Source organism: candidate division WOR-3 bacterium (genome assembly GCA_039801245.1).
GTDB lineage: Bacteria > Hydrothermota > Tepidihabitantia > Tepidihabitantales > Tepidihabitantaceae > JAOABP01.
Genome location: JBDRUF010000032.1, coordinates 1 through 21,092, shown reverse-complemented (window position 1 = coordinate 21,092; position 21,092 = coordinate 1). Strand labels below are relative to the sequence as shown.

Genomic DNA, 21,092 nt, shown 5'->3' with positions numbered 1-21,092 from the left:
TGAGATTCTTTTGGTGACGCGCAACGGGATGGGGATAAAGTTTAAGGAGACTGATGTCAGGGAGATGGGCAGGAGCGCAAGGGGTGTGCGCGGTATCAGGCTAAAAAAGGGTGATGAGGTGATTGGTGCGGTTGTGTGCACACCCGGAACTTCGCTTTTGACCGTTTTTGACAACGGGTTTGGCAAAAGGACCGATTTTGAACTGTTTCCGATTCAGCGCCGCGGTGGCAAGGGTGTAATTGCTGCCAAGCCGGTGGAGAAGTCGGGCAAACTTGCCTGCGCCAAGGCGGTGAGCGACTCTTCGGAGATTATCGTGACATCAAGACAGGGCGTGGTGATAAGGGTGAAGTGTGCGGATATCCGCAAGTGCGGCCGGGCAACAACCGGTGTCAAGGTGATGGCGGTGGAAAAGGGCGATGCGGTGGTTGATGTTGCCCTGATTGAAGATTAGCCGGTAAAATCCTTTTGTGATCAAGCAAAACCTTCAGGTCAGAAACGGTGCGGACATAGATACGGGCAAAGGGCATTACCTTGGTGATGTGCGCAGGTCTGATTGCCTCAAGGTGACGGGTGAGAAGGACGGGTGTCATCCCTGCCCTTTCCGCACCGGTAAGTTCATCTGAGCCGCCATTACCGACATAGAGGCACTCAGGGGGGGCAAGACCAAGTTTCTCAGCGGTATAGAGATAAATTTCTTTATCAGGCTTTTTCAGCTTTACCTTGCAGGAGAAGACGGCGATGTCAAATAAAGGGGCAAGGGGCGATTCATCCCAGGAGGCGATTTCATCAAACCCGCAGTTGGAGATTAAGCCTATCCTGTAGCCGTTTGATCGCAATTGCCGCATACCATCAAGGGTCTCGGATTCAATGTTCAAGAGGGTGTGGCGAAAGCGCTCGTGACGGGTTCGGAGTGCCTCCTGAATTTGTTCCTCTCTTACCGCGGGGTTGAGTTTTTGGGCAAGGCGTTTAATCGGCACTTCCACCGGCACAAGTCCGAGCACATAGTCAGGCGGGTCTTTAAGCCAGTGCTGATACCAGACATCTGGGTCAATCCCAAGGATTTGGGGTGTGCTCTGACCAGGCGCCTTTGCAACCTCAAGGGAAACCAAGGTGTGAAAGAGGTCAAATATTATACCCCGTACCTTCTGCCAGTTTGCCATTAACCCTTGCCTTTAACGCAACTGGTGATGGTATTCATAGCGGGCAATCATGCCCGGTGCGGCAATATAGAGATAAAGAGAGTCGGCATAAAGGGCATTTATTTCTGAAAATGGGAGTCCGTTTGTTCGGTCAATTTTTGTCCAGGAGTTATCTTTGATGTTATAGACATCAACGCCATCATTGCTGGCAATAAAGAGCAGGTTTCGGGCTGCGGCTATTGAGCGAACCGGCTGGGATAGGTCCAAGCCGGGTGGAATTAGACGGGTCCAGGTGTTGTTTTCATCAAGCTTGAGAACACCACCAAGGGTGCCAAAAAATGTGGTGTTGTTCGTCTGGGCGATGCTATAAACACCCCAGTCAAAACGGGCAAAGGGGTCAACAACCGGTGTCAGGGTGTCATTGATTAAGAGAAAGAGACCGTCATCGGTGGCGACCAGGGTGGAGTCACGGAAAACGGCTAACGCATTAACCGGTTTTGAAATTTCGGTGATGAGGGTTAATTTTCCATCCTGACCAAAAGAATAGAGCGCCATTTCGGTGCCGAGAAGTGTTGCTGACGGCAAGGGAAGGATTGCTGAGATTGCCTGGCGCCGATTGAGGTCAACAATCTCAGTTCTGAGCAGAAGATGACCATCTTTAAAGGAAAATTCGCCCGGTGGGATTGAGTATGAGCGCCAAGTGCCACTGGAGTCAATGAAGAGGTTCTCGTTGCGGGTGAGGAAGCACAGTTTGCCCCCGAGTTTAAAAATCCTTTTTACCGGTTCAGAGGGTGCACCTAATCTGATTTCGGTTTCCTTGAAACCGGTGGTGAGGTTGTATATCAAGACCCCATAACCAGGGCTGGTGACAAAAAGGCGGCTATTCTTTTGGTCAGGATAGGCACGGACGAGGGGTCGTGGTTTCATTTGTTCGTCAAGGATGAAGAATGGTGTGAGAAATGTCCAGTTTCTTATTGGGGTAGTATCATTTTCGCCAAACCAGGTTACCGGTTCAGGAACGAATTGAGCTGGCTGGTAGCGGTCGCCACCAAGTTTCTGATAGATGCCAGTTTCAGTTTTAATGAAGGCGCCAGCGCGGGTAATGCCGATTGAGCGGGTTTCTTTAAATGGTGGGTGAAGTTCAAATACCTGACCGCTGTTAGGGAGAAACTGGTAGAGTTTGGTTGCGGTGACAATCAAAAGTTCGTTTTGAGCCTGATTGAAGGCGCAGAAGCGGATTTTTTCATCAATACCATCGGCAGCGGTAAGGGTGCGCTGATGCTGAAGGCGCTCTCGGTCAAGGATATAGATTCCGTCTGGCACCCCAACGAAAACCGAGCGATTGCTAAAGGTAATTGATCCGATTTCACTCATCGTGGGATAGTAGCGCCAGTAATGGGGTTCGTAGAGTAAAGAGATGAGCAAAAGAAAAACCAGCGGCATCGAAAGTTAAATCTTAACGGTTGGGTGGTCAATGGTTTGGCGGAGGGCGTAAGGCAGAAATTTTAAGAGGTCGCTGGCGGCAAGGGAATATTCAGTCATTTCTGCTGCCCCGATGTCAGCGGCTAATCCATGCAGGTAAACTCCACATATTGCAGACTCAAGGGGCTCGGTACCTTGGGCAATTAAGCCGCAGATGAGTCCGGTCAGAACATCGCCACTGCCGCCAGTGGCAAGACCGGAGTTGCCGGTGGGATTGAGATACACCTTACCATCAGGTGCAGCAATCACCGTAGGCGCGCCTTTGAGAACTAAAATACAATTATGATTCTGAGCAAAGGAGCGGCTGACACCAACACGGTTGGAGTTGATTTCTGCAGGCGGCATATCTGTCAGACGGCTGAGTTCCCCAGGATGGGGTGTTAAGATTACCGGTGCATGAAGATTTTTCAAGAGTTCAATGGAATTGGCAAGGTTGTTGATGGCATCAGCGTCAAGGATAAGCGGCTTTTCTATTTTGGGCAATAGTTCAAGGAGTAGTTCGCGTGTTTCTCTGAAAGTTGAGATGCCCGGACCGATGGCGATGGCATCGGCATTTTCAGCAAGGTCAATGAGATTTTTCAATCCTTGCCGGCTCAATGTCCCTTCCGGGGTTTCGGGCAATGGGTGTTTTACCGGTTCAAGAACTTGGCTTTCAATTATCGGTCCCAGACATTCAGGATAGGCGATATGTACAAGACCAGCGCCAGCACGCACCGCTGCCATTGATGCCAGACAGGCAGCACCACTATATCCTCTGGAACCGCAGATTAATAGGCAGGTGCCGAATGTGCCTTTATGACCATCAGGTTTGCGCGCGGGCAAATGCTTCCGGACAAAATCGTTATCGAGCAGATAAGGAGCCGCAGCTTCCGGAACGAGTTGTTTCGGGATGCCGATATCAGCGATGACCAGTTTGCCAGTATGGCTTCTACCAGGATAAAGGAAAAGACCTAATTTTGGCAGACCCATTGTTACGGTCAAATGGGCGCGAACCGCTGGCTCGAAAATTTTGCCGGTATCCGCATCCAGACCTGAAGGGACATCAACACTGACAACAAAGGCATTGCTTGTGTTTATCAGCCGGATCGCCTCGGCAAAAATTCCTTGGGGAGGTGCGGAAAGCCCGGTGCCGAAGATGGCATCAATGATGACCGCGTGGCTTTGAATAATTTGGGGAAGTTCATCACCTTGTTCAACTTCCTCAATTTTCATACCGGCATTAATGAGGATTCGGGCGTTGGTAAGCGCATCTCCCTTAAGGTCTTTAACTTTACCCAAGAGGACACAACGGACAAACGCGCCTTTGTTGTTAAGGTGACGGGCAACAACAAAACCATCACCACCATTATTACCTTTGCCGCAGATAATGAGGAATTTTTTCCCCGAAAGGTTCTTGAACTCCTTTTCCAGCTCAAGAACAACACTCCGCCCAGCATTTTCCATCAAGACAACGCCCGGGACTCCCCACACCTCAATAGCCTGGCGGTCAATTGTTTTCATCTGACTGGCAGTAACAAGCGGTAACATCTTTAAGATTATAAATGAAGATATTGGAGTGTCAACGAGCGAGGATTTTATTCCTTGACAAAAATGACGCCTATAATAAATTCATTGAGATTGACGAAAAGAGGCGGTAACGCCTAAAGGCAAGATTTATGGTTTAACAAAAAGAAAGGGTAGTCCTTGTTGTTAGCGTTTTTTGGTTTTTCTCTACTTGATTTTTAGAATTTTAAACTATACACTGTAATAATGAAACAGGTTTATCTTTCCTTAGGTTCCAATCTTGGGGACCGGGAGGGTAATCTATTCCTAACCTGTGCGGAGTTGGTGAAATTAGGTCCAGTTGAGCGTTCCCACTGGTACCAAACCGAGCCGGTAGATATGCCCGATGCCCCATTTTTTCTTAACGGGGTGGTTTTACTTTTAACCGATATACCCCCGCGAGAACTTTTCCATCGGCTACGGGAAATTGAAAAAAAACTTGGCAGGGTAAAGCCTACAACCCACAGTTCCAATTCCAGGAGATATCTTCCGCGGCCAATTGATATTGACATTCTCTTTTACGGGCAGGAGGTTATTGATTCCCCTGATTTGACTATCCCTCATCCCCGATTACACGAGCGGGCTTTTGTCCTCGTTCCTCTTTCAGACCTAGCACCTGATTTGGCACATCCGGTTTTGGGGTTGACGGTCAAACAAATGCTTTCCTTAGTGAACCGCCACGGGGTTAAAAAATGGGCGTAGGCGTTCATCTCATAGCGGTAGAGGGGGCGATAGGGGTAGGTAAGACCGCCCTGGCAGAGCTTCTTGCCCGACGCCTCCAGGCGCGACTGGTCTGCGAAGATATTGAAGAGAATCCATTCTTAGAGAAATTTTACAAGGATCCCAGGGAGTTTGCCTTTCAGACGCAGATATTTTTCCTGCTCGCCCGGCATCGGCAGTTGCAGGGGATATTGCAGACAGAGATGGTTTTAGTTGAGGGGGCGCTCTTCCCCCAGCCGGTGGTGATTACTGATTACATCTTTGATAAAGACAGGATTTACGCCACCTTAAACCTTACCGAACCGGAACTGGCGCTCTATTACCGACTGTACGAACTTTTCAAAAAGGACATTCCGAGACCAGACTTGGTGATCTATCTGCAAGCCCAACCTGAGCTCCTCCTGAGCAGGATTCGGCAGCGGGCAAGGCAATTTGAGGTGGATCTTGACATGGATTATCTCAAAGCACTCACCGACCTTTACAACTCGTTTTTCCTTCATTATGAGGAGGCACCAGTTTTTATTGTCAACACCGACCGGCTTGATTTTGTCAATCACCCTGATGAGTTTGATGAGCTTTTCAAGGCAATTCTTGAACATCGTTCGGGAAGGAAATTCTATTCGCCCCAAGGGAGGAAAAGGTAAATGAGTCAATCGCTCACCCAAGAAAAGGTAACAACAAGAGCACTGCTCAAGATGAAGATGCGGGGCGAGAAGATAGTATGTCTCACCGCTTACGACTTTCCGATGGCAAGGATTCTTGATCAGGCAGGTGTTGATTTGATATTGGTGGGCGATTCGGCGGCAAATGTTATCTATGGAATGGCGACCACACTGACAATCGGGATGGAGGAGATGGTCTATCATACCAAGGCGGTGGCTGCGGGTGTGAAAAGGGCGCTCGTGGTTGCTGATATGCCCTTTCTTTCGTATCAGGTCTCCCTGGAGAGGGCGGTTGAGAATGCTGGAAGATTGCTTAAGGCAGGTGCTGAGGCGGTAAAGGTTGAGGGTGCCGGTCCGGTTTTGGAAACCGTCTTCAGGCTGGTGGGATACGGAATCCCGGTTATGGGGCACCTTGGTCTGACACCCCAGGCGGTGCATAAATTAGGTGGTTACCGGCTCCAGGCGCGTAAACCTGAGGATCAGGAGAGGCTTTTAAAAGATGCTATAGAGTTACAAAAGGCAGGTTGTTTTGCGCTGGTATTGGAAAAGGTGCCCAAGGAGGTGGCAAAGAGGGTGACGATGGAGTTGAAGATACCGACAATAGGCATTGGCGCCGGTCCGCACTGTGATGGCCAGGTCTTGGTTTTGCAGGATATGCTCGGGTTTTTTGATGAGCCCCGGTTCAAGTTTGTAAAGCGTTATGCCGAGATTGGGGAGGCAGTTCGTCAGGCGGTGATGAGTTATGTTGCCGATGTCCGTGCGGGTAGGTTTCCCGGGGAGGAGCACAGTTTTTAGAAGATGCGGGTGGTAAAGACGGTTAAAACGATGCAGCGAGTTGCTGAGCAATTGCGTAGCGAAGGGAGGGTGGGGTTTGTGCCGACAATGGGCGCCCTGCATCAGGGGCATCTGAAACTAATGGAGGTTGCCCGAGAGAGATGCGACCGGCTGGTGGTTTCCATATTTGTCAATCCGATTCAGTTCGGACCTAAGGAGGACTACCGTTTTTATCCGCGTGACCTGCAACGAGATTTGCGGCTGGTGAAACAGGTGGGGGCGGATGTGGTTTTCTATCCAGATGTCAAGGAGATGTATCCGAAGGGATATGCCACCTATGTGGAGGTGGAAGGTCTGACACGGTATCTGTGTGGGCGATCGCGCCCTGGGCATTTCCGCGGAGTGACGACAGTGGTGGCAAAGCTTTTTAATATTGTCAAACCTCATCTGGCGGTGTTTGGGCAGAAGGATGCCCAGCAGGCTTTTGTGATAAAGCGGATGGTGAAGGATTTGAATTATGACATTGAGGTCCTGGTGGTGCCAACTGTCCGCGAAAAGGACGGTCTGGCAATGAGTTCGCGGAATGTGTATCTAAACAGCAAGGAGCGGGAAGAGGCGCCCGTGCTCTATCGCGCCCTGAAATTAGCCGAGGGATTGATTCGGAATGGTGAGCGGGATGCAAAGAGGGTGAAGGGGGCGATGCGAAGTCTCATCAGGGAGGAGTCTGAAGGGAGAATTGATTACATTGAGATTGTTGATACCAACCGCTTGGAGCCGGTAAAGAAGCTGAAGGGGGAGGTGCTAATCGCTTTGGCGGTATATTTTGGCAAGGCGAGGCTGATTGACAATATTATCGTCAAGGTTTAGCCCTGTTGGCGTAGACGGTGCACCCAGAGGGTGCCCCCAAGTCCTATTAAAATCAGGCTGATACCAATCGCCATGAGGGCGGTCCGATAAGAGGTCCAATCGCCCAAGGCGCCGATGAAAAGGGTGGTAAAAAGAAATGTGGCGTTGGTGATGAACTCGCGAGTAGAAAAGACCCGACCGCGGATATTTTCTGCCGTCTCTTCTTGCAGGATGGTGTTCTGAAGAACCCCAAGCCAGGAAAAGGCAACGCCGGCAATCAGGGCAACAACAATCATAAACCAGAGGGTGATGAGCCAGTTGCCGATAAAAAAGAGCAGTCCGTAGACAAGAATAACACCAGCAACGATTCCGGGGCGATTGATATTTTGGGGCAGAATGCCGATGAGAAGTGCCCCGGCAATCATCCCCACCGCCAGGATGCCGGCAAACACCCCAACCCCCGCTGTTCCCATTCCCAACACCTGCTGGATGAGAAAGATTAAGATGGTATAGGAGACAGCAGAGATGAAGGTGGCAATGACAATGGAGGCAAGGACAAAGGCAACCAGGTGGTTGACAAATACCAGACGGACGACCTCAACCAGTTCCCGGAAGAACTGGGCGAATGCGTGGGCGGTAAGCCCCAGGATGTTTTTACGCGCGGTTGTCATTGAGGGCGTTCTGGACGGCGCTTGGGGAATTGCGATGGCGGTGATGTTTAACACCAAAAGGGCGGCACTGAGATGACAGGCGGCGTCAATCCAGATGCCCTTCTGCCAGCCGACCCATTTTATCAGAAAGCCACCGATCACCATTCCTATGACCGTGGCGATGCGGGCAAAAAAGAGGTTGAGAGAGTTGGCAGTAATGATATCATCACGGCCAACAAGGCTGGGAAGCAAGGCGGGGCTGGCGGTGTTGTTGAATATATCAAGGGCAAAGAAGCCGGTCACGGCAATCCAGAATGGGACGAAACTGTGGGTGAAGGCGATGGCAATGGGCGTGAGGGCAAGGATGGCGGTCTGGAGGAGATGGGTGCGGGCGATGGTTTGACGTTTGTCCCAGCGGTCAACGAGGACCCCGGCGATGGGCGAGAGAAGGAGGGTGGGCAAGACAAATGTCAACGAACCGCCAGAATAGGCGAGCAGTTTTCCGGGCGCGGATAAGCCGATGATGGTGATAAGGAGCATATGGGAGAGCCGGTCGCCAAGCTGTGACATCGCCCCGGCAAAGGAGAGAAAGAGAAAGTTGCGCTGGCGCAGCAGCGAGCCAAAGCGGGAAGGCATTTTAGGATAGTAAAGAGAGAAAAATGATTGTCAAGCAAGGAATAAGCTCCGTATCAGAAATGATGGCGACTTCAGCGGTGATTCCCGGGGTCACCCCCACCCTTGATTGTTCTTTTATAACCGTGTTCGGCAAGTATATAAAAATTAATGAGTTAAATACGTGCAGTGTGATAAAGGTGGCTTGTGGGCTCTTCCATCAAGGGGTTTGCTTTAGGTGTTTGTTAGTTGGCAGGTTAAGGGCAAACTTGACAGGGGGAGTTTCTAAGGTAGAACTTTAAAGGATGAATAAAAATTGAAAAAGGAGGCGGCATGCGTTGTGTATTAGACCGGGAGATTTTTGCTGAGGCGCTGGGAACGGTTGTTGGCGTTCTGCCCAGCAGGACAACCTATCCGGTTTTTCAGAATATTCTTCTGGAGATTTTTAACGGGCGGCTGGCGGTGACCGGCACTGATGGCGACACGGTGGTGCGTAAGGAGTTGAAAATTGAGGGGGAGAGTGAGGATGGTAGGACACTGGTTGAAGGCAGGCGGCTTTGGGAACTGGTCCAGACAAGCCAAGGAGGGGAGGTGAGCCTGCGGAGTGATGAGAAGATGCTTAAGTTTGAGAGTGGCAGGTTGAAGGCAGCTTTGGTTCAGCTGGCACCAGAGGAGTTTCCGGAGCTACCCAAGATGCCCGATGAGGTCAGTTTTGAGTTTCCGCTTGCCACCCTGTTTGAGATGTTTGAGACCGTCAGTTTCGCTGCCAGTAAGGATGAGTCAAGACCGGTGATGACCGCGGTCAACTGGGAGGTGGGAAAGAGTGAGGTGCGGATGGTGGCGACCGATGGTTACCGGCTGGTGTATGTGACGCGGAAGTTGAAGGTGGGTGCAAAGACAAAACTGCTTTTGACACCCAAGGCGGTGGCTATTCTACCCAAAGGGGAGGAAAAGGTTTTGGTCTTTTCCGACCCGAAGATGGTCGGATTTAAACTTGAGGATACAACGGTGATTTCACGGATGATAGAAGGTCCTTATCCGGATTACGAAAGGGTGATTCCCAAGGGGTATGGTAACCGGGCGGTGGTGGGGGTGGGCGAGTTCACCCAGGTTTTGCGGAGGGCAACAATCTTGGCAAACCCCATCGCCAAACAGATTAGCCTTGAGTTCAAGCCTAACGGGCTGACTGTAAGGGCAGAAAATGTTGATGTGGGCAAGAGCGAGGAGGAGCTTGACTGTCAGTATCAGGGTGAGGTTTTGCGGGTCGGTTTCAATGGCGGTTATCTCCTTGAGATTCTGCGCCACATCAACTCCGAGGAGATGGTGATTGAGCTCTCCAGCCCGATGGCACCGGTTTTGTTCAAGCCGACCGACACCAAAGCCGATGCCGAGGATTTGTTTGTCCTGATGCCGCTGCGGTTAGATTAGCCAATGGATAATTTACGCCCGGCGCGTAAAGCGGGAGGTGCTTCCTTCATCACAGGTGCCTGCCTGTTGATGTTATTGAACTGGGGCTGCCGTAACCCCAATTACTCTGAGCCGATGATAAATGGTTATCTCTACCGTGGGGAGTATTACGATTATTCAGTGGAGTATGAACGATTTGTTCAGGTTATTGACAACCGTGGTCTGCGGATGGTGCCGGTGGTGCGAATCAATGATGAGACGCTGGATGTTTTCTATTACAGCTGGACTGAATATCGCTATGGTGACACTTTGGAGTTTGCGGTCAATTTTCCTTACCGGTTGCTGGTGGAGCATTACTGGGGAAAGGCGAGTGCAAAGGTGATGATGCCCGGCAACTTCTCAATAATCCGTCCGCCTGATGGTTATATCCTTGATTTGGATTCAACCCTTTACATCTCTTGGCATTCTTCTGTTGGTGCCGAATGGTATCAGGTTGAGTTGGTGCTTGATTACGAATATCGGGATTCTACAGGGGGCGAGGATGATTATACCTTTACTTTAGACACAGTCATCAATGATACATTTCTAATCGTGCCTAAAGAAAGAATCTTTTCCAATAATGTGGTGGATGTGATTGAGGGAGATGGCAGTGTGATGGTGATGAGCGGTTGTGGTCCCGCAATTGAACCCGGTGACAGAGGGAATGTCAGCGGAGCGGGCTTCGGTTTTTTCAATGCCCTCAATGAGCCACGGGAAAAATACTTTTATGTGGGGGCACCCATTTCTGTGCGTCGGTGTCCAGATATGCGGTTTGGGAGGAGACACCGGCTGGAAATGCTCCGTGACCGAGGAACAGCCGGGTTGCGATAATTATTGTTTTTATTAAATTGAGGAGATGTTCTTCAATCAGTGGGGATTTTTTCTCCGTTTTTATTGACTAAAGATTTAATAGAGATTATACTTTTCATCCGACACTCGATGTCGGGTTAAAAGGTAGTTAAAATTAATTATAAAAAGGAGGATAGAAAATGTCTTATAGCGGAGTCCAAGAGTTTATGGACTATATTAAGAAAAAGAACCCGTCCGAGCCTGAGTTTCATCAGGCAGTAGAAGAAGTGGTGACTTCACTATGGTCATTCTTAGAAGAGAATCCGAGATACCGTAAGGCGAAAATCCTTGAGCGGATTTGTGAGCCGGAGCGGGTGATTATTTTCCGAGTCCCTTGGGTTGATGACAAGGGCGAGATTCAGGTCAACCGAGGTTTCCGGGTGGAGATGAACTCGGCAATCGGTCCTTATAAGGGCGGCTTGCGCTTTCATCCGACTGTTTATCTCGGTCTCTTGAAATTTCTTGCCTTTGAGCAGGTATTCAAGAATGCGTTGACAACCCTCCCGATGGGCGGGGGCAAGGGCGGTTCTGATTTTGACCCCAAAGGGAAGTCGGATAATGAGGTTATGCACTTCTGTCAAAGTTTTATGAACGAACTTTTCCGCCACATCGGTCCCAATACCGATGTGCCCGCTGGTGATATCGGCGTTGGGGTACGGGAGATCGGGTATATGTTTGGGCAGTATAAAAGGCTTCGTAATGAGTTCACCGGTGTTTTTACTGGCAAGGGTTTGAACTGGGGCGGGAGTTTGATCCGTCCGGAGGCAACTGGCTATGGTGCGGTATATTTCGCCGCTGAGATGTTGGCAACCAGAGGTGAGACTTTAAAGGGTAAGGTTTGTCTTGTTTCTGGTTCCGGGAATGTGGCACAGTATACAGTGGAGAAACTTATCCACATGGGGGCGAAGCCAGTAACCCTCTCAGACTCAACGGGCTATATTTACGACGAAGCAGGAATAACTCAGGAAAAATTGGAATTTGTCAAGGAGTTGAAGAATGTCCGTCGGGGGCGAATAAAGGAGTATGCCGATAGGTTTAAAGGAGTGGTTTACACACCCGCCGACCCGAAGCTTGATTACAACCCGCTATGGAACCATAAGGCGGATTGTGCATTTCCGAGTGCGACTCAAAATGAAATTAATGGTAAGGACGCGGAGAATTTAATCCGTAATGGTGTTTATGTAGTTACTGAAGGAGCAAATATGCCTTCAACCCCAGAGGCAATTGATATTTTCTTGGAGCATAAAATTCTCTACGGTCCCGGGAAGGCGGCTAATGCTGGAGGAGTGGCAACATCTGGTTTAGAAATGTCACAAAACAGTCTGCGGCTTTCTTGGTCCCGGGAGGAGGTAGACCAGCGGTTACAGGGGATAATGAAGGCAATACATCAACAGTGCGTGCTTTACGGCAAAGAGGGGAATTATATCAATTATGTCAAAGGTGCGAATATAGCCGGTTTTATTAAAGTGGCAGATGCGATGATTGACCAAGGAGTGGTATAGTCGAAAAAGTTGACTTATTGCCGAATAGAGATATAATATATTTAAGTGGGGGGCGAAGGGTTTCGACGAAGTGACTGAGGGGTTCAGGGGCATAGCGAGGCTCCTCTGTTGCCTCGTTAATACTAACAGAGGAAATACAGCTGCCAATAGCAGCTACGCACTGGCTGCCTAAAGTAAGGTAGCCCCTGGTCGGCGAATTTCACCCGGCGCCGCTTCCAGGTCTAAAAGGGTGATAAAGGTTGCCGTTGAGCCTCAGGACGACAGCCGGATAACAACTGAGGCTAGTCTGTTTCCACCTGTCAGTCGGTCAAGAGGCAGACGAAACAAAAAAGACTGACTAACTATGTAGAACCTGGGCTCCGAACTCTTCGGACGCGGGTTCGATTCCCGCCGCCTCCATTGTGAAAACGAATATCTTTGTCAATCGGGGCAAATCTGTGGTTCCCCATTAATGGGCTCGATGTCTGAAAAAGGGAAAAATATTTATAAAAGACGGGGATACGGCCGTAAATTGGCTGAGGATTTCTGTGCCCTTTCTCGTCGGATTCTTCGAGAGGCCAATCTCGGTATCCCCAGAAATGAATTTGCCCGGATTGTATTAAATGAGTTTCTTGATTTTTCTGGATGTGACGAGGTAGAGATGCGCGTAAACGAAGGTTTACGATATTTCCGAGCAGTTTTAAATCGCAGGACAAGGGAAAGGTTTTTATTTACAATGTTTCCCCGAGAGGAGTTGGATCCCATTGAGATTTTTCCAGGTGACGACTCGGAGGAGCCTCAGTTTACTCAATTTCTGCGGGAGTTGGCGAGTGGGGAATATGGGAAATATAAGGATAGTTTACCCTGGTTTACTACGAATGGCGCATGCTGGATTTCGGATGCCACCGAGCCGGTTAAAGTTAACAACCGTGTGATTAGAATTCCAGGTGAGTATCGTTCAGTGGCGTTGTTGACATTTCCAGTTGCGGAGAGCTGCCACGGGCTGATTTTCCTTAAAAGCTTAACACGTAGTTATTTCAAGGGTTATGAGGTTGAATTTTATCAAGGGGTAGCGCAGACATTAGGGGTTGCTTTAGCAGATCGGCAGGCTCAGGCAGCACTGCGGGAGCGGATAAAGGAATTGACCTGTCTCTATGAACTTGATCGGGTTTTAAGCAGGGATGATTTGACCCTTGAGGATGTACTCCAGGCCGCGGTAGCGAAACTGCCGCCTGCTTGGCTCCATGCGGAGATCGCCGCAGCCCGAATTGTGCTTGATGGTAAGACATACGTTACCCAAGGATACAACGTAGGGGTTCACCGCCAATCAGCGTTGATTAAGGTTCATCAGCAGGAGCGTGGATTTGTCGAGGTTGTTTACTTGGAGGAACGCCCACCTCTTGATGAAGGGCCGTTTCTAAAGGAAGAGCGGAGCTTGATTGAGGCGGTAGCCAGAGAAATTGGAATTTTTATTGAACGACGCGAAGCGAGAGAGGAGAAAGCCAGGCTGGAGTTGCAATTACGCCATGCTGACCGGCTTGCGACAATTGGGCAGTTAGCAGCAGGCGTGGCGCACGAATTGAATGAACCTCTGGCAAATATCCTGGGTTTTGCCCAGCTCATCCAGAAAAGTCCAGACATGCCCAAACAGGCGTTGAGAGACGTTGAGCGAATAGTCCGAGCGGCACTTCATGCCCGCGAGATTATCAATAAACTGATGTTTTTTGCCCGTCCCCAACCACCGCGCCAGAGTCTGGTAAAAATTAATGAACTTGTGGCTGATGGTCTCTATTTTTTTCAAAGTCGCTGCGCAAAGGCAGGGATTAAAGTTGTTCTTGACTTAGCACCAGACCTGCCCGAGATTTCAGCCGATCCAACCCAACTGAATCAGGTATTAGTTAATCTGATAGTAAATGCGATTCAGGCAATGCCGCATGGAGGCACATTAAAAGTTACTACATCAAGGAAAAACGAAGCGATTTCTTTAGTAGTAGAAGATACTGGTGTAGGAATGAGTGAAGATGTAATACAAAAGATTTTTATGCCTTTTTTTACAACTAAACCGGTGGGAGAGGGCACCGGACTTGGATTATCCGTGGTTCACGGAATTGTAAGCGCACATCAGGGGAGGATTTGTGTAGAGTCAGAGGTAGGTAAGGGAAGTAGGTTCGAGGTAATTTTGCCCATAGCACCATCAAAAGAGGTGGGTGATGGCAGATAATAACGGAGTTTCAAGTTTATTAGTTGTTGATGATGTTTTAGAAACATTGGAGGTTCTGGAGCGAAATCTTACCGCTGCTGGTTATAAAGTATATACCGCGCAAAGTGTTTCCGAAGCTTTAAATATTCTCAAAGAGAATAAAGTGGATTTAGTGATTACTGATCTCAAGATGCCTGGTACAAGCGGTCTGGATTTGGTAAGATATGTGCGGGAGAATTTGAGAGATACCGAAGTCATTGTGATTACTGGCTACGCCACTGTGGAAAGTGCGGTGGAGGCGGTGAAAGTCGGGGCAGAGGAGTATTTACCAAAACCATTTACCGATGAAGAGTTGCTTAATGCGGTGAAAAAGACACTTGAAAAACTTACCCTAAGACGGGCAGCAGCTTTTCACAAGACATCGGTGCAAAAGGTTTATCCAGGATTGATTGGGGAATCGCTGGCAATGCGTAAGGTATTTTCGACAATCGAACGGGCAGCAAAGGTATCGGCAACAGTTTTAATCACTGGTGAAAGTGGTACGGGCAAGGAACTTGTGGCACGGGCAATCCATTACTCTAGTAAACGTGGTTCTGCACCATTTGTGCCTGTCAACTGTGGTGGTATTCCCGAGAGTCTGCTTGAAAGTGAACTGTTTGGTTATGTTAAGGGGGCTTTTACCGGTGCAAATGAAACCCGTGCAGGATTTTTTCAGACCGCCGAAGGGGGGTCAATATTTCTTGACGAGATAAGCGAGACCAGTTTATCAATGCAGGTGAAACTTTTGAGGGTTCTTCAGGATAAAGAGGTCCGGATGGTGGGTGATACGCGCTCTTACCGCGTTGATGTGAGAATAATTGCAGCAACAAATAAAGACCTTTTAAGTTTAGTGCAGAAGGGTCTTTTTCGTGAGGATTTGTTCTTTCGTCTGAACGTACTTAATATTACGTTGCCACCTTTGCGCGATCGTGGTAATGATATTTTTCTCCTTGCCCAACACTTTTTAGAGAAATTCGCTCGGGAAATGGGCAGGAACACACCTCAGTTTACCGATGCGGCACTCCAGGCGCTAAAACGATATGAATGGCCAGGAAATGTGAGGGAACTTGAGAATCTCATTCAACGACTCTTAGTAATGGTTGATGGGAATATCATTGACGTACCAGACCTCCCTCCGTATATGAGATTTTCCTTGACTAGTGAGATAAAACTAAATCGCACCCTTGCCGAGGTAGAAAGGGATTATATCCGTCAGGTTGTTGATAGTGTTGGTGGTAATATCACTAAAGCCGCAAAAATCCTTGGTATCGACCGCAAAACCCTTCGAAGTAAATTACATAACTTAGAACCCGAATCAATTTAGGCTGAAATCGAGGAAATTCTCCTCAGCGAGTAAAATTTCCTCATATTGATTTACTTTTTGCTTATTGGCATTTAATATAACTTACATTCTACCGTAACTTAAAATATATAATTTTCTAAAATCAAACTCAGGAACAATAATTGCATAATATGAGTTCAGGAAGGACGGGAAAAATATAATAGAGGCGGTGGGAAAAGAAAAATAACAAACAAAAGGAGGTCTTAATGTCAGTTTCTGTTAAAACAAAGAAAAAGATGGCTAAAAAACTGAGCAAATTGGCTCGACAGAAGGCTAAAGAATCGCCAAGAGGCGATCTCGGCATATGCGCCACCTGTAATAATCTTTCTCACTGTGGTTATCGAAAGGATAATAAACAGCCTGTAGTTTTTTGTGAGGAGTTCGATTCCACTGTGCCCACTGTGACTGAAGAGGTAGTTTTAGAGCATTTTCCAACTCCAGAAGAGATGAGTGAATGGGATGAGTATAAAGGGTTATGCATAAATTGCGAAAATCGGAAGGATTGCGCTATTCGCAATAGGGAAATCGGCGTTTGGCATTGCGAAGAGTATCGGTAAATTCTAAAAGGAGGAATGATGGTAACTGTTGAAAAGGAACGCAGTAAGACAGGTCAGATTTATAATATAGTGGGGGAGCGAAAGAGGCGTAATGTTTATGAGGATGTTGTAAGCCAGTTTAATAAGGCTGCAGATATAATGAAACTCGATCCCGGGGTACGGAAGATACTTGGAACAACGATGAACGAGATAGTTGTACATTTTCCAGTGAAGATGGATGACGGCAGCATCGAGGTCTTTACCGGTTACCGGGTTCAGCATAACAATGCGCTTGGTCCTTTTAAAGGCGGGTTGAGGTATCATCCGGCAGTTGATATAGACGAAGTGCGTGCGTTGGCAACTTGGATGACTTGGAAATCAGCGATTGTCAATATTCCGTTTGGTGGAGCCAAGGGGGGTATTCAGTTGGACCCGAGCAAATACTCATTTTCTGAATTGGAGCGGATAACCCGGCGGTTTACTTATGCGTTAGGTAATGCCATCGGCCCGGATTATGACATTCCAGCACCTGATGTCAATACTAATCCTCAGATTATGGCATGGATTTTGGATACATATCAGTCAATGATGCCGGCATTTGAACGACAGCGCTGTCTTGGTGTGGTCACGGGGAAGCCTATTGAGTCTGGTGGTAGTATTGGCAGGGACAAAGCAACGGGGCAGGGTGTGGTTTTTCTAATTCGCGAATGGGCAAAGGATAATGATTTTAATCTGGGTAACGCCACTTTTATAGTTCAGGGTTTTGGCAACGTTGGTTCATGGGCAGCAAGACTGATGAAACCATTGGGTTCTCGGTTGGTGGCGGTTGAGGATGTTTCTGGAGCGATTGCTAATCCTGATGGTATCGACCCAGATGACCTTGTGCAATATACGAAATCACACGGTGGGTTTATCAAGGGATATCCGAAGGGTAAGAGGATTTCCCATGAGGAGTTTCTTTCCACTAAGGCGGATATCTTTATCCCCGCTGCACTGGAAAACCAGATTACCGCTGAAACCGCGCCGCTACTAAATGTTCGGCTGGTTGCGGAGGGCGCAAATGGACCTACCGACCCGGATGGGGATGCGATACTGGAGAAGAGGGGGATTGATGTTCTTCCTGATATTCTCTGTAACTCTGGGGGTGTGATTGTCAGTTACTTTGAATGGCTGCAGAACAAACGCAGTGAATTCTGGGAGTTACAAGAGGTAGATTGCAAATTGTACAAAAAGATAGTTAGCGGTTACCAACGGGTAAAAGAGGCGGCAGAAAAATTTAAAGTTAATTGGCGCACAGCAGCGTATATTGTTGCACTGACGCGACTGGAGAAAGTCTACAAGGAACGGGGAATCTTTCCGTAATTGAGTTATTAAAAAGCTGATCCCCCAGTGCGTCCAGTAACCACTGGACGCACTTTTTCGGTTAGGGTTGACTTGCCATTTAAAGCGGGTAGAAGGATTTAGTGCTTTGGCGCAATTTGCCCTTCGTGCTTTTCCTTATATTAGCCGGTTGCCCCGCTTTATACACAACCTCACCCCGTTACGGAGGGAAAAGACAAATCAAGCCAAGAAAGCCTTCGTCTACTACCATTATCCGTCATCCGATTGAGGAAAAGAAAGGTATGTTGCCTTGGCCTGTAGCAGGCAACGTCATCAGCAATTTCGGGGTTCAGATTGATCCGAAGTATGGCACCAAAACAAAGAATTTAGGAATTGATATCAGTTGCAAAAGGGGCAGTCCGGTCAAGGCAATCTATCAAGGAAAAGTCAGTTATGCGGATGTGTTTATGGGGCAGGGGTTGATGGTGATTCTTGAGCATGGGGGCGGATATTATTCTGTTTACAGCCGGCTGGAAGAGATTAAAGTTAATAGTGGTGAGAAGGTCGAAGCTGGTGAGGTCTTGGGGCTCAGTAGCGATGTGGCGCATTTTGAAATAAGGGTTGGTGGTATTGCTGTTGACCCGATAGAATGGCTAGAGAAGAGATAAAAAGGGCGGGGCTATGCCCCGCCCGAATATATGCCTTTTTCTTCTTACCGGGTAAAGACCGTCTTGATTCTTTTGGATGTTGATGGTGTCATAAGGCGGATGAAATAAATACCATTTGCGACTGGTCTTCCAGAGTCATCGGTTCCGTTCCAGACGACGCTGTAGGTCCCTTTTTGCATTTTGCCCGTAGCAATAGTTTTAACCGCTCTACCAGTGGCGTCAAAGACTTTCAGTTCCACATTGCCATCATTGGCAACCAGCCAGTGGATTGTCGTACTGTGGTTGAAAATGGTTGGTGCAAGTGCAAGAACATTTTCTTTACCAAGTAGAGTCGCGTCGAACTTTTCGCTAATACCAGTCTGGTAATCGCCTGTAAATTTTATTGCGTGACCTGCTACCCAAGATGATGCACCCCGGTGGTAAGTGCCGTTGTATAAGGTCTGGATAAACTTGGTTTTAGTGTGGTCCTGTATTCCCACTGTTGCTGAATTCCCCGGTTGGTTAGCGGTTAAGTACTGAAACAGGAATTGAGAGTTCCCGTTTTCAGCGACGAGGGTGGTGTCGTACAGGATTATTTCAAACTTATCCCACTGGTCGCGAGGGCTGTAGTAGTGAACTGAGTCCCATTCGATGATGAAGCGGTGATGGGCAACATCGTGATAGTACCAGACGCTGTTGCCAGCAGGTGGAAAAAGGTCATCCCAGTTGGCAGCAAGCAGAGGCGGCATCTCAGGGTTAGGTAGGGTGGTGTTGCTCCAGGATGTGGCGGTGCTATAGCCTGGTGCAATCCAGCCATTGGAGCAGATGGAGATTTGATTATAAGTCTGACCGTAGTAGATAAACGGGCCAAACTCGGCGGGTAGGTCTATCTGAGCAGTCTGGTCATCACTCAATGAGAGGCGGGTGCCCAAATTTCTAATTTCCACCCAGTTGAACTCCGGATGCTCAGGATACAGGGTGTCCACCTCGTCATATGCCCAGTAAAGCGGCGGTTCAGAGTTGTCAGGAATCGGGTCAATTGTTCTCATTTCGCCGACGATAATCGTGAACCCTGTTTTGCTTGTATAGCCATTGTCTGCATAGATATCAAGGCTACAGGAAATTGGTGTTTCCTGCGGAATTGAGGCGGAGGCGGAGAGAGTGAAATGGTCGGTGTAATTGGTGCCGAGGCTTTCAGCAGGAATTGTGCCATAAACCGCTTCTGAATCAGGAACTGTTACCCTTGGGTCGGCTGAGCGGAGAACCGCGCGGACATTGTAGGCGTTCCCCAGTCCGGTGTTCCGTAAAGTTATTTCCAGTTCAGCGGTTTCACCAGGGTCAAGTCTGCCATTAGGTTGCGAGGACATCGAATCTTTTACAGTTTTGGACACAAACCCGAGGTTGGGAGCACCTACATAAAAGGTGACATAGGACACCCAGGTGGAATCAAGTTCATCCTTGCAGATAACTGAGCAAGGGATTGGATAACGGTTGGGCAGGCCGTTGCCGACGGTCATGCCGAACCCTTCGTTGTTGAGAACCGAGTCGTTGCCTGGGATGTTGCCAAATGATTTCACCGAGTCGGTGATGGTTGCACCGGCAGTATGGGTTCGCAGTTTTGCGGTAACACCGTTTGCCTGCAGGGTCCCATAGTTCTTTAACCAGGTTGGAATCCTAAATGATTCCCCCGGATTGATGATGCCGTCACCATTGCCGCCAGGAGGTGAGTCATTGATTGAATGGCGGAGATACGAGACATAGCGACCTGAAGACATCACAACAATTGAATCAAGGTAAGGAATATTGTCTGCACCGGTGATTGCCAGTCGGAGAAAGCCAGGTGTTAGGCAGGAGACATAAAGGGTAACCTGACCAGAGGAGTTGGTCCAGCCACGCACGAAACATTCCCCTGATTTCTGGAGAACGACCAGCGCCGATTCCACTGCAGAAAAGTTTGGATTCTGAACTGTTATGGTAACCGGGATGTTGTTACCGATGTTGATTGCGCTGGGTTTTGTTACCTGGGGGATAAATGGTTTGGAACGCCAGATTGGGGTTGCCGGTTCGCCAAAGAGTGTTCGTTCCATAATCTCCATCCGGTATTTCTGGGAGTCAAGTATGACCGGCACCCAGTAATCCCGACCGTAGGAGAGCATTTCTCCCTGATGAATCCTGCGATTAGTCCTGAATCCCAAAAACCCATAGGCGATGGCGTAATTTATTAGTTCGGCACAGCGGACCCAGCCAGATTCGTAGTTCATCATCACACCGATGAAACCATTCGGGGCATGGTTGAACATATTTTCAGCGATGCAGTCGCCATTGGTTGTACCGGCACTCCATTCACCAACATTGCAGGAGACCGCGGTGATGCAATTGAGCCGGTCGGCATTGGTGAGGTTAATCATCATTTGACTGGTAACGCTCCCATTAAGGTCATAGAGGTCAGGACTGCCATGGGCAATTACCGAGTTGAAGGTGTAGCCGGAATTCAAAGAGTCGCAGTAGCGTTGTGGTGTTGGCTGGACCATTCCCCCGGAATAGTACATCTTTAAATCAAAGTAGGGCGGTGTTGGGCTGGCATTGGCGATGGAGTCGTTAAACTCGTTGGAGAAGGAGACGCCATTGGGCAGAAGGATTTTATACCACCAGTCTCCGGTTGTGTCTGGTGCGGTCTCATAGCGCATAATTTTGTTTTTGACATTGGAGATTTCGCTGAAACTATTTATGGTCATCATGCCGACATGGACATCGGCGTAGCCGTCAACCGAGTCCGCATTCTCACCGAAGATGTTGTTCTGGTTT

General features: G+C 48.6%; 18 protein-coding genes and 1 other RNA gene. 14 read left to right on the top strand and 5 right to left on the bottom strand.

What is annotated here, in order from left to right; genetic code table 11:
- The coding region (locus ABIK47_05615) for a DNA gyrase C-terminal beta-propeller domain-containing protein (GenBank protein MEO0020099.1) at nt 1-451 on the top strand (451 nt) is incomplete at its 5' end.
- Here ABIK47_05615 and ABIK47_05610 read toward each other — a convergent pair.
- Genes ABIK47_05610 through ABIK47_05600 form a run of 3 tightly spaced genes read right to left on the bottom strand, consistent with a single transcriptional unit; the run spans nt 390 to nt 4,148 of the window.
- A complete protein-coding gene (locus ABIK47_05610; protein MEO0020098.1) occupies nt 390-1,160 on the bottom strand; it encodes an HAD family hydrolase in 771 nt (256 codons plus the stop codon). The two genes, ABIK47_05615 and ABIK47_05610, sit on opposite strands and share 62 nt — an antisense overlap.
- A gap of 12 nt (nt 1,161-1,172) precedes the next feature.
- Entirely contained in the window at nt 1,173-2,582 is a 1,410-nt protein-coding gene (locus ABIK47_05605; protein ID MEO0020097.1) for a hypothetical protein, read from the bottom strand.
- A gap of 6 nt (nt 2,583-2,588) precedes the next feature.
- Nucleotides 2,589-4,148 (bottom strand): NAD(P)H-hydrate dehydratase, encoded by a 1,560-nt coding sequence (locus ABIK47_05600; protein MEO0020096.1) that lies wholly within the window; start codon nt 4,146-4,148, stop codon nt 2,589-2,591.
- Between the two features lie 222 nt (nt 4,149-4,370).
- Here ABIK47_05600 and folK point away from each other — a divergent pair, with 222 nt between their 5' ends.
- Genes folK through panC form a run of 4 tightly spaced genes read left to right on the top strand, consistent with a single transcriptional unit; the run spans nt 4,371 to nt 7,186 of the window.
- Nucleotides 4,371-4,865, top strand: a complete 495-nt coding sequence (folK, locus tag ABIK47_05595; protein MEO0020095.1) for a 2-amino-4-hydroxy-6-hydroxymethyldihydropteridine diphosphokinase — start codon at nt 4,371-4,373, stop codon at nt 4,863-4,865.
- Nucleotides 4,856-5,527, top strand: coding sequence for a deoxynucleoside kinase (locus tag ABIK47_05590; GenBank protein MEO0020094.1), 672 nt, complete (start codon nt 4,856-4,858; stop codon nt 5,525-5,527). The genes folK and ABIK47_05590 overlap by 10 nt, the downstream gene beginning before the upstream one ends.
- Complete coding sequence (gene panB / locus ABIK47_05585; GenBank protein ID MEO0020093.1) at nt 5,528-6,340, top strand: 3-methyl-2-oxobutanoate hydroxymethyltransferase; 813 nt, start codon at nt 5,528-5,530, stop codon at nt 6,338-6,340.
- 3 nt (nt 6,341-6,343) lie between these two features.
- Nucleotides 6,344-7,186 (top strand): pantoate--beta-alanine ligase, encoded by an 843-nt coding sequence (gene panC / locus ABIK47_05580; GenBank protein MEO0020092.1) that lies wholly within the window; start codon nt 6,344-6,346, stop codon nt 7,184-7,186.
- Here the strand turns inward: panC and ABIK47_05575 are convergent.
- The gene (locus ABIK47_05575; GenBank protein MEO0020091.1) at nt 7,183-8,451 is read right to left on the bottom strand and encodes an MFS transporter; all 1,269 of its coding nucleotides are present in this window, start codon (nt 8,449-8,451) and stop codon (nt 7,183-7,185) included. The genes panC and ABIK47_05575 overlap by 4 nt on opposite strands.
- 309 nt (nt 8,452-8,760) lie before the next feature.
- Between ABIK47_05575 and dnaN the strand changes: the two genes are divergently transcribed.
- The 9 genes from dnaN to ABIK47_05530 all read left to right on the top strand — a co-directional run bounded on the left by dnaN (nt 8,761) and on the right by ABIK47_05530 (nt 18,308).
- A complete protein-coding gene (gene dnaN / locus ABIK47_05570; GenBank protein ID MEO0020090.1) occupies nt 8,761-9,855 on the top strand; it encodes a DNA polymerase III subunit beta in 1,095 nt (364 codons plus the stop codon).
- A gap of 66 nt (nt 9,856-9,921) precedes the next feature.
- A complete protein-coding gene (locus ABIK47_05565; GenBank protein MEO0020089.1) occupies nt 9,922-10,704 on the top strand; it encodes a hypothetical protein in 783 nt (260 codons plus the stop codon).
- Between the two features lie 158 nt (nt 10,705-10,862).
- Nucleotides 10,863-12,224, top strand: a complete 1,362-nt coding sequence (gene gdhA / locus ABIK47_05560) for an NADP-specific glutamate dehydrogenase (GenBank protein ID MEO0020088.1) — start codon at nt 10,863-10,865, stop codon at nt 12,222-12,224.
- Between the two features lie 48 nt (nt 12,225-12,272).
- Nucleotides 12,273-12,626, top strand: a transfer-messenger RNA (tmRNA) gene (gene ssrA / locus ABIK47_05555).
- Nucleotides 12,627-12,864: 238 nt separating this feature from the next.
- Nucleotides 12,865-14,424, top strand: a complete 1,560-nt coding sequence (locus ABIK47_05550) for an ATP-binding protein (GenBank protein ID MEO0020087.1) — start codon at nt 12,865-12,867, stop codon at nt 14,422-14,424.
- Complete coding sequence (locus ABIK47_05545) at nt 14,414-15,766, top strand: sigma-54 dependent transcriptional regulator (GenBank protein MEO0020086.1); 1,353 nt, start codon at nt 14,414-14,416, stop codon at nt 15,764-15,766. The genes ABIK47_05550 and ABIK47_05545 overlap by 11 nt, the downstream gene beginning before the upstream one ends.
- Nucleotides 15,767-15,990: 224 nt before the next feature.
- Complete coding sequence (locus tag ABIK47_05540) at nt 15,991-16,341, top strand: hypothetical protein (GenBank protein ID MEO0020085.1); 351 nt, start codon at nt 15,991-15,993, stop codon at nt 16,339-16,341.
- 18 nt (nt 16,342-16,359) lie between these two features.
- On the top strand, nt 16,360-17,682 hold the full coding sequence (locus tag ABIK47_05535; protein MEO0020084.1) for a Glu/Leu/Phe/Val dehydrogenase: 1,323 nt from the start codon (nt 16,360-16,362) through the stop codon (nt 17,680-17,682).
- Nucleotides 17,683-17,783: 101 nt separating this feature from the next.
- Nucleotides 17,784-18,308 (top strand): peptidoglycan DD-metalloendopeptidase family protein, encoded by a 525-nt coding sequence (locus ABIK47_05530; GenBank protein MEO0020083.1) that lies wholly within the window; start codon nt 17,784-17,786, stop codon nt 18,306-18,308.
- A 44-nt stretch (nt 18,309-18,352) separates the two neighbouring features.
- On the opposite strand, the gene ABIK47_05525 is transcribed toward ABIK47_05530, so the two are convergent.
- A partial coding sequence (locus ABIK47_05525) for a C25 family cysteine peptidase (GenBank protein ID MEO0020082.1) occupies nt 18,353-21,092 on the bottom strand: 2,740 nt, incomplete at its 5' end.

Bases quoted from the DNA above. Each gene is read 5' to 3' on its own strand.
- ABIK47_05610 (MEO0020098.1), bottom strand. From the start codon at position 1,160: ATGGCAAACTGGCAGAAGGTACGGGGTATAATATTTGACCTCTTTCAC.
- ABIK47_05605 (MEO0020097.1), bottom strand. From the start codon at position 2,582: ATGCCGCTGGTTTTTCTTTTGCTCATCTCTTTACTCTACGAACCCCAT.
- ABIK47_05600 (MEO0020096.1), bottom strand. From the start codon at position 4,148: ATGTTACCGCTTGTTACTGCCAGTCAGATGAAAACAATTGACCGCCAG.
- folK (MEO0020095.1), top strand. From the start codon at position 4,371: ATGAAACAGGTTTATCTTTCCTTAGGTTCCAATCTTGGGGACCGGGAG.
- ABIK47_05590 (MEO0020094.1), top strand. From the start codon at position 4,856: ATGGGCGTAGGCGTTCATCTCATAGCGGTAGAGGGGGCGATAGGGGTA.
- panB (MEO0020093.1), top strand. From the start codon at position 5,528: ATGAGTCAATCGCTCACCCAAGAAAAGGTAACAACAAGAGCACTGCTC.
- panC (MEO0020092.1), top strand. From the start codon at position 6,344: ATGCGGGTGGTAAAGACGGTTAAAACGATGCAGCGAGTTGCTGAGCAA.
- ABIK47_05575 (MEO0020091.1), bottom strand. From the start codon at position 8,451: ATGCCTTCCCGCTTTGGCTCGCTGCTGCGCCAGCGCAACTTTCTCTTT.
- dnaN (MEO0020090.1), top strand. From the start codon at position 8,761: ATGCGTTGTGTATTAGACCGGGAGATTTTTGCTGAGGCGCTGGGAACG.
- gdhA (MEO0020088.1), top strand. From the start codon at position 10,863: ATGTCTTATAGCGGAGTCCAAGAGTTTATGGACTATATTAAGAAAAAG.
- ABIK47_05550 (MEO0020087.1), top strand. From the start codon at position 12,865: ATGCGCGTAAACGAAGGTTTACGATATTTCCGAGCAGTTTTAAATCGC.
- ABIK47_05545 (MEO0020086.1), top strand. From the start codon at position 14,414: ATGGCAGATAATAACGGAGTTTCAAGTTTATTAGTTGTTGATGATGTT.
- ABIK47_05540 (MEO0020085.1), top strand. From the start codon at position 15,991: ATGTCAGTTTCTGTTAAAACAAAGAAAAAGATGGCTAAAAAACTGAGC.
- ABIK47_05535 (MEO0020084.1), top strand. From the start codon at position 16,360: ATGGTAACTGTTGAAAAGGAACGCAGTAAGACAGGTCAGATTTATAAT.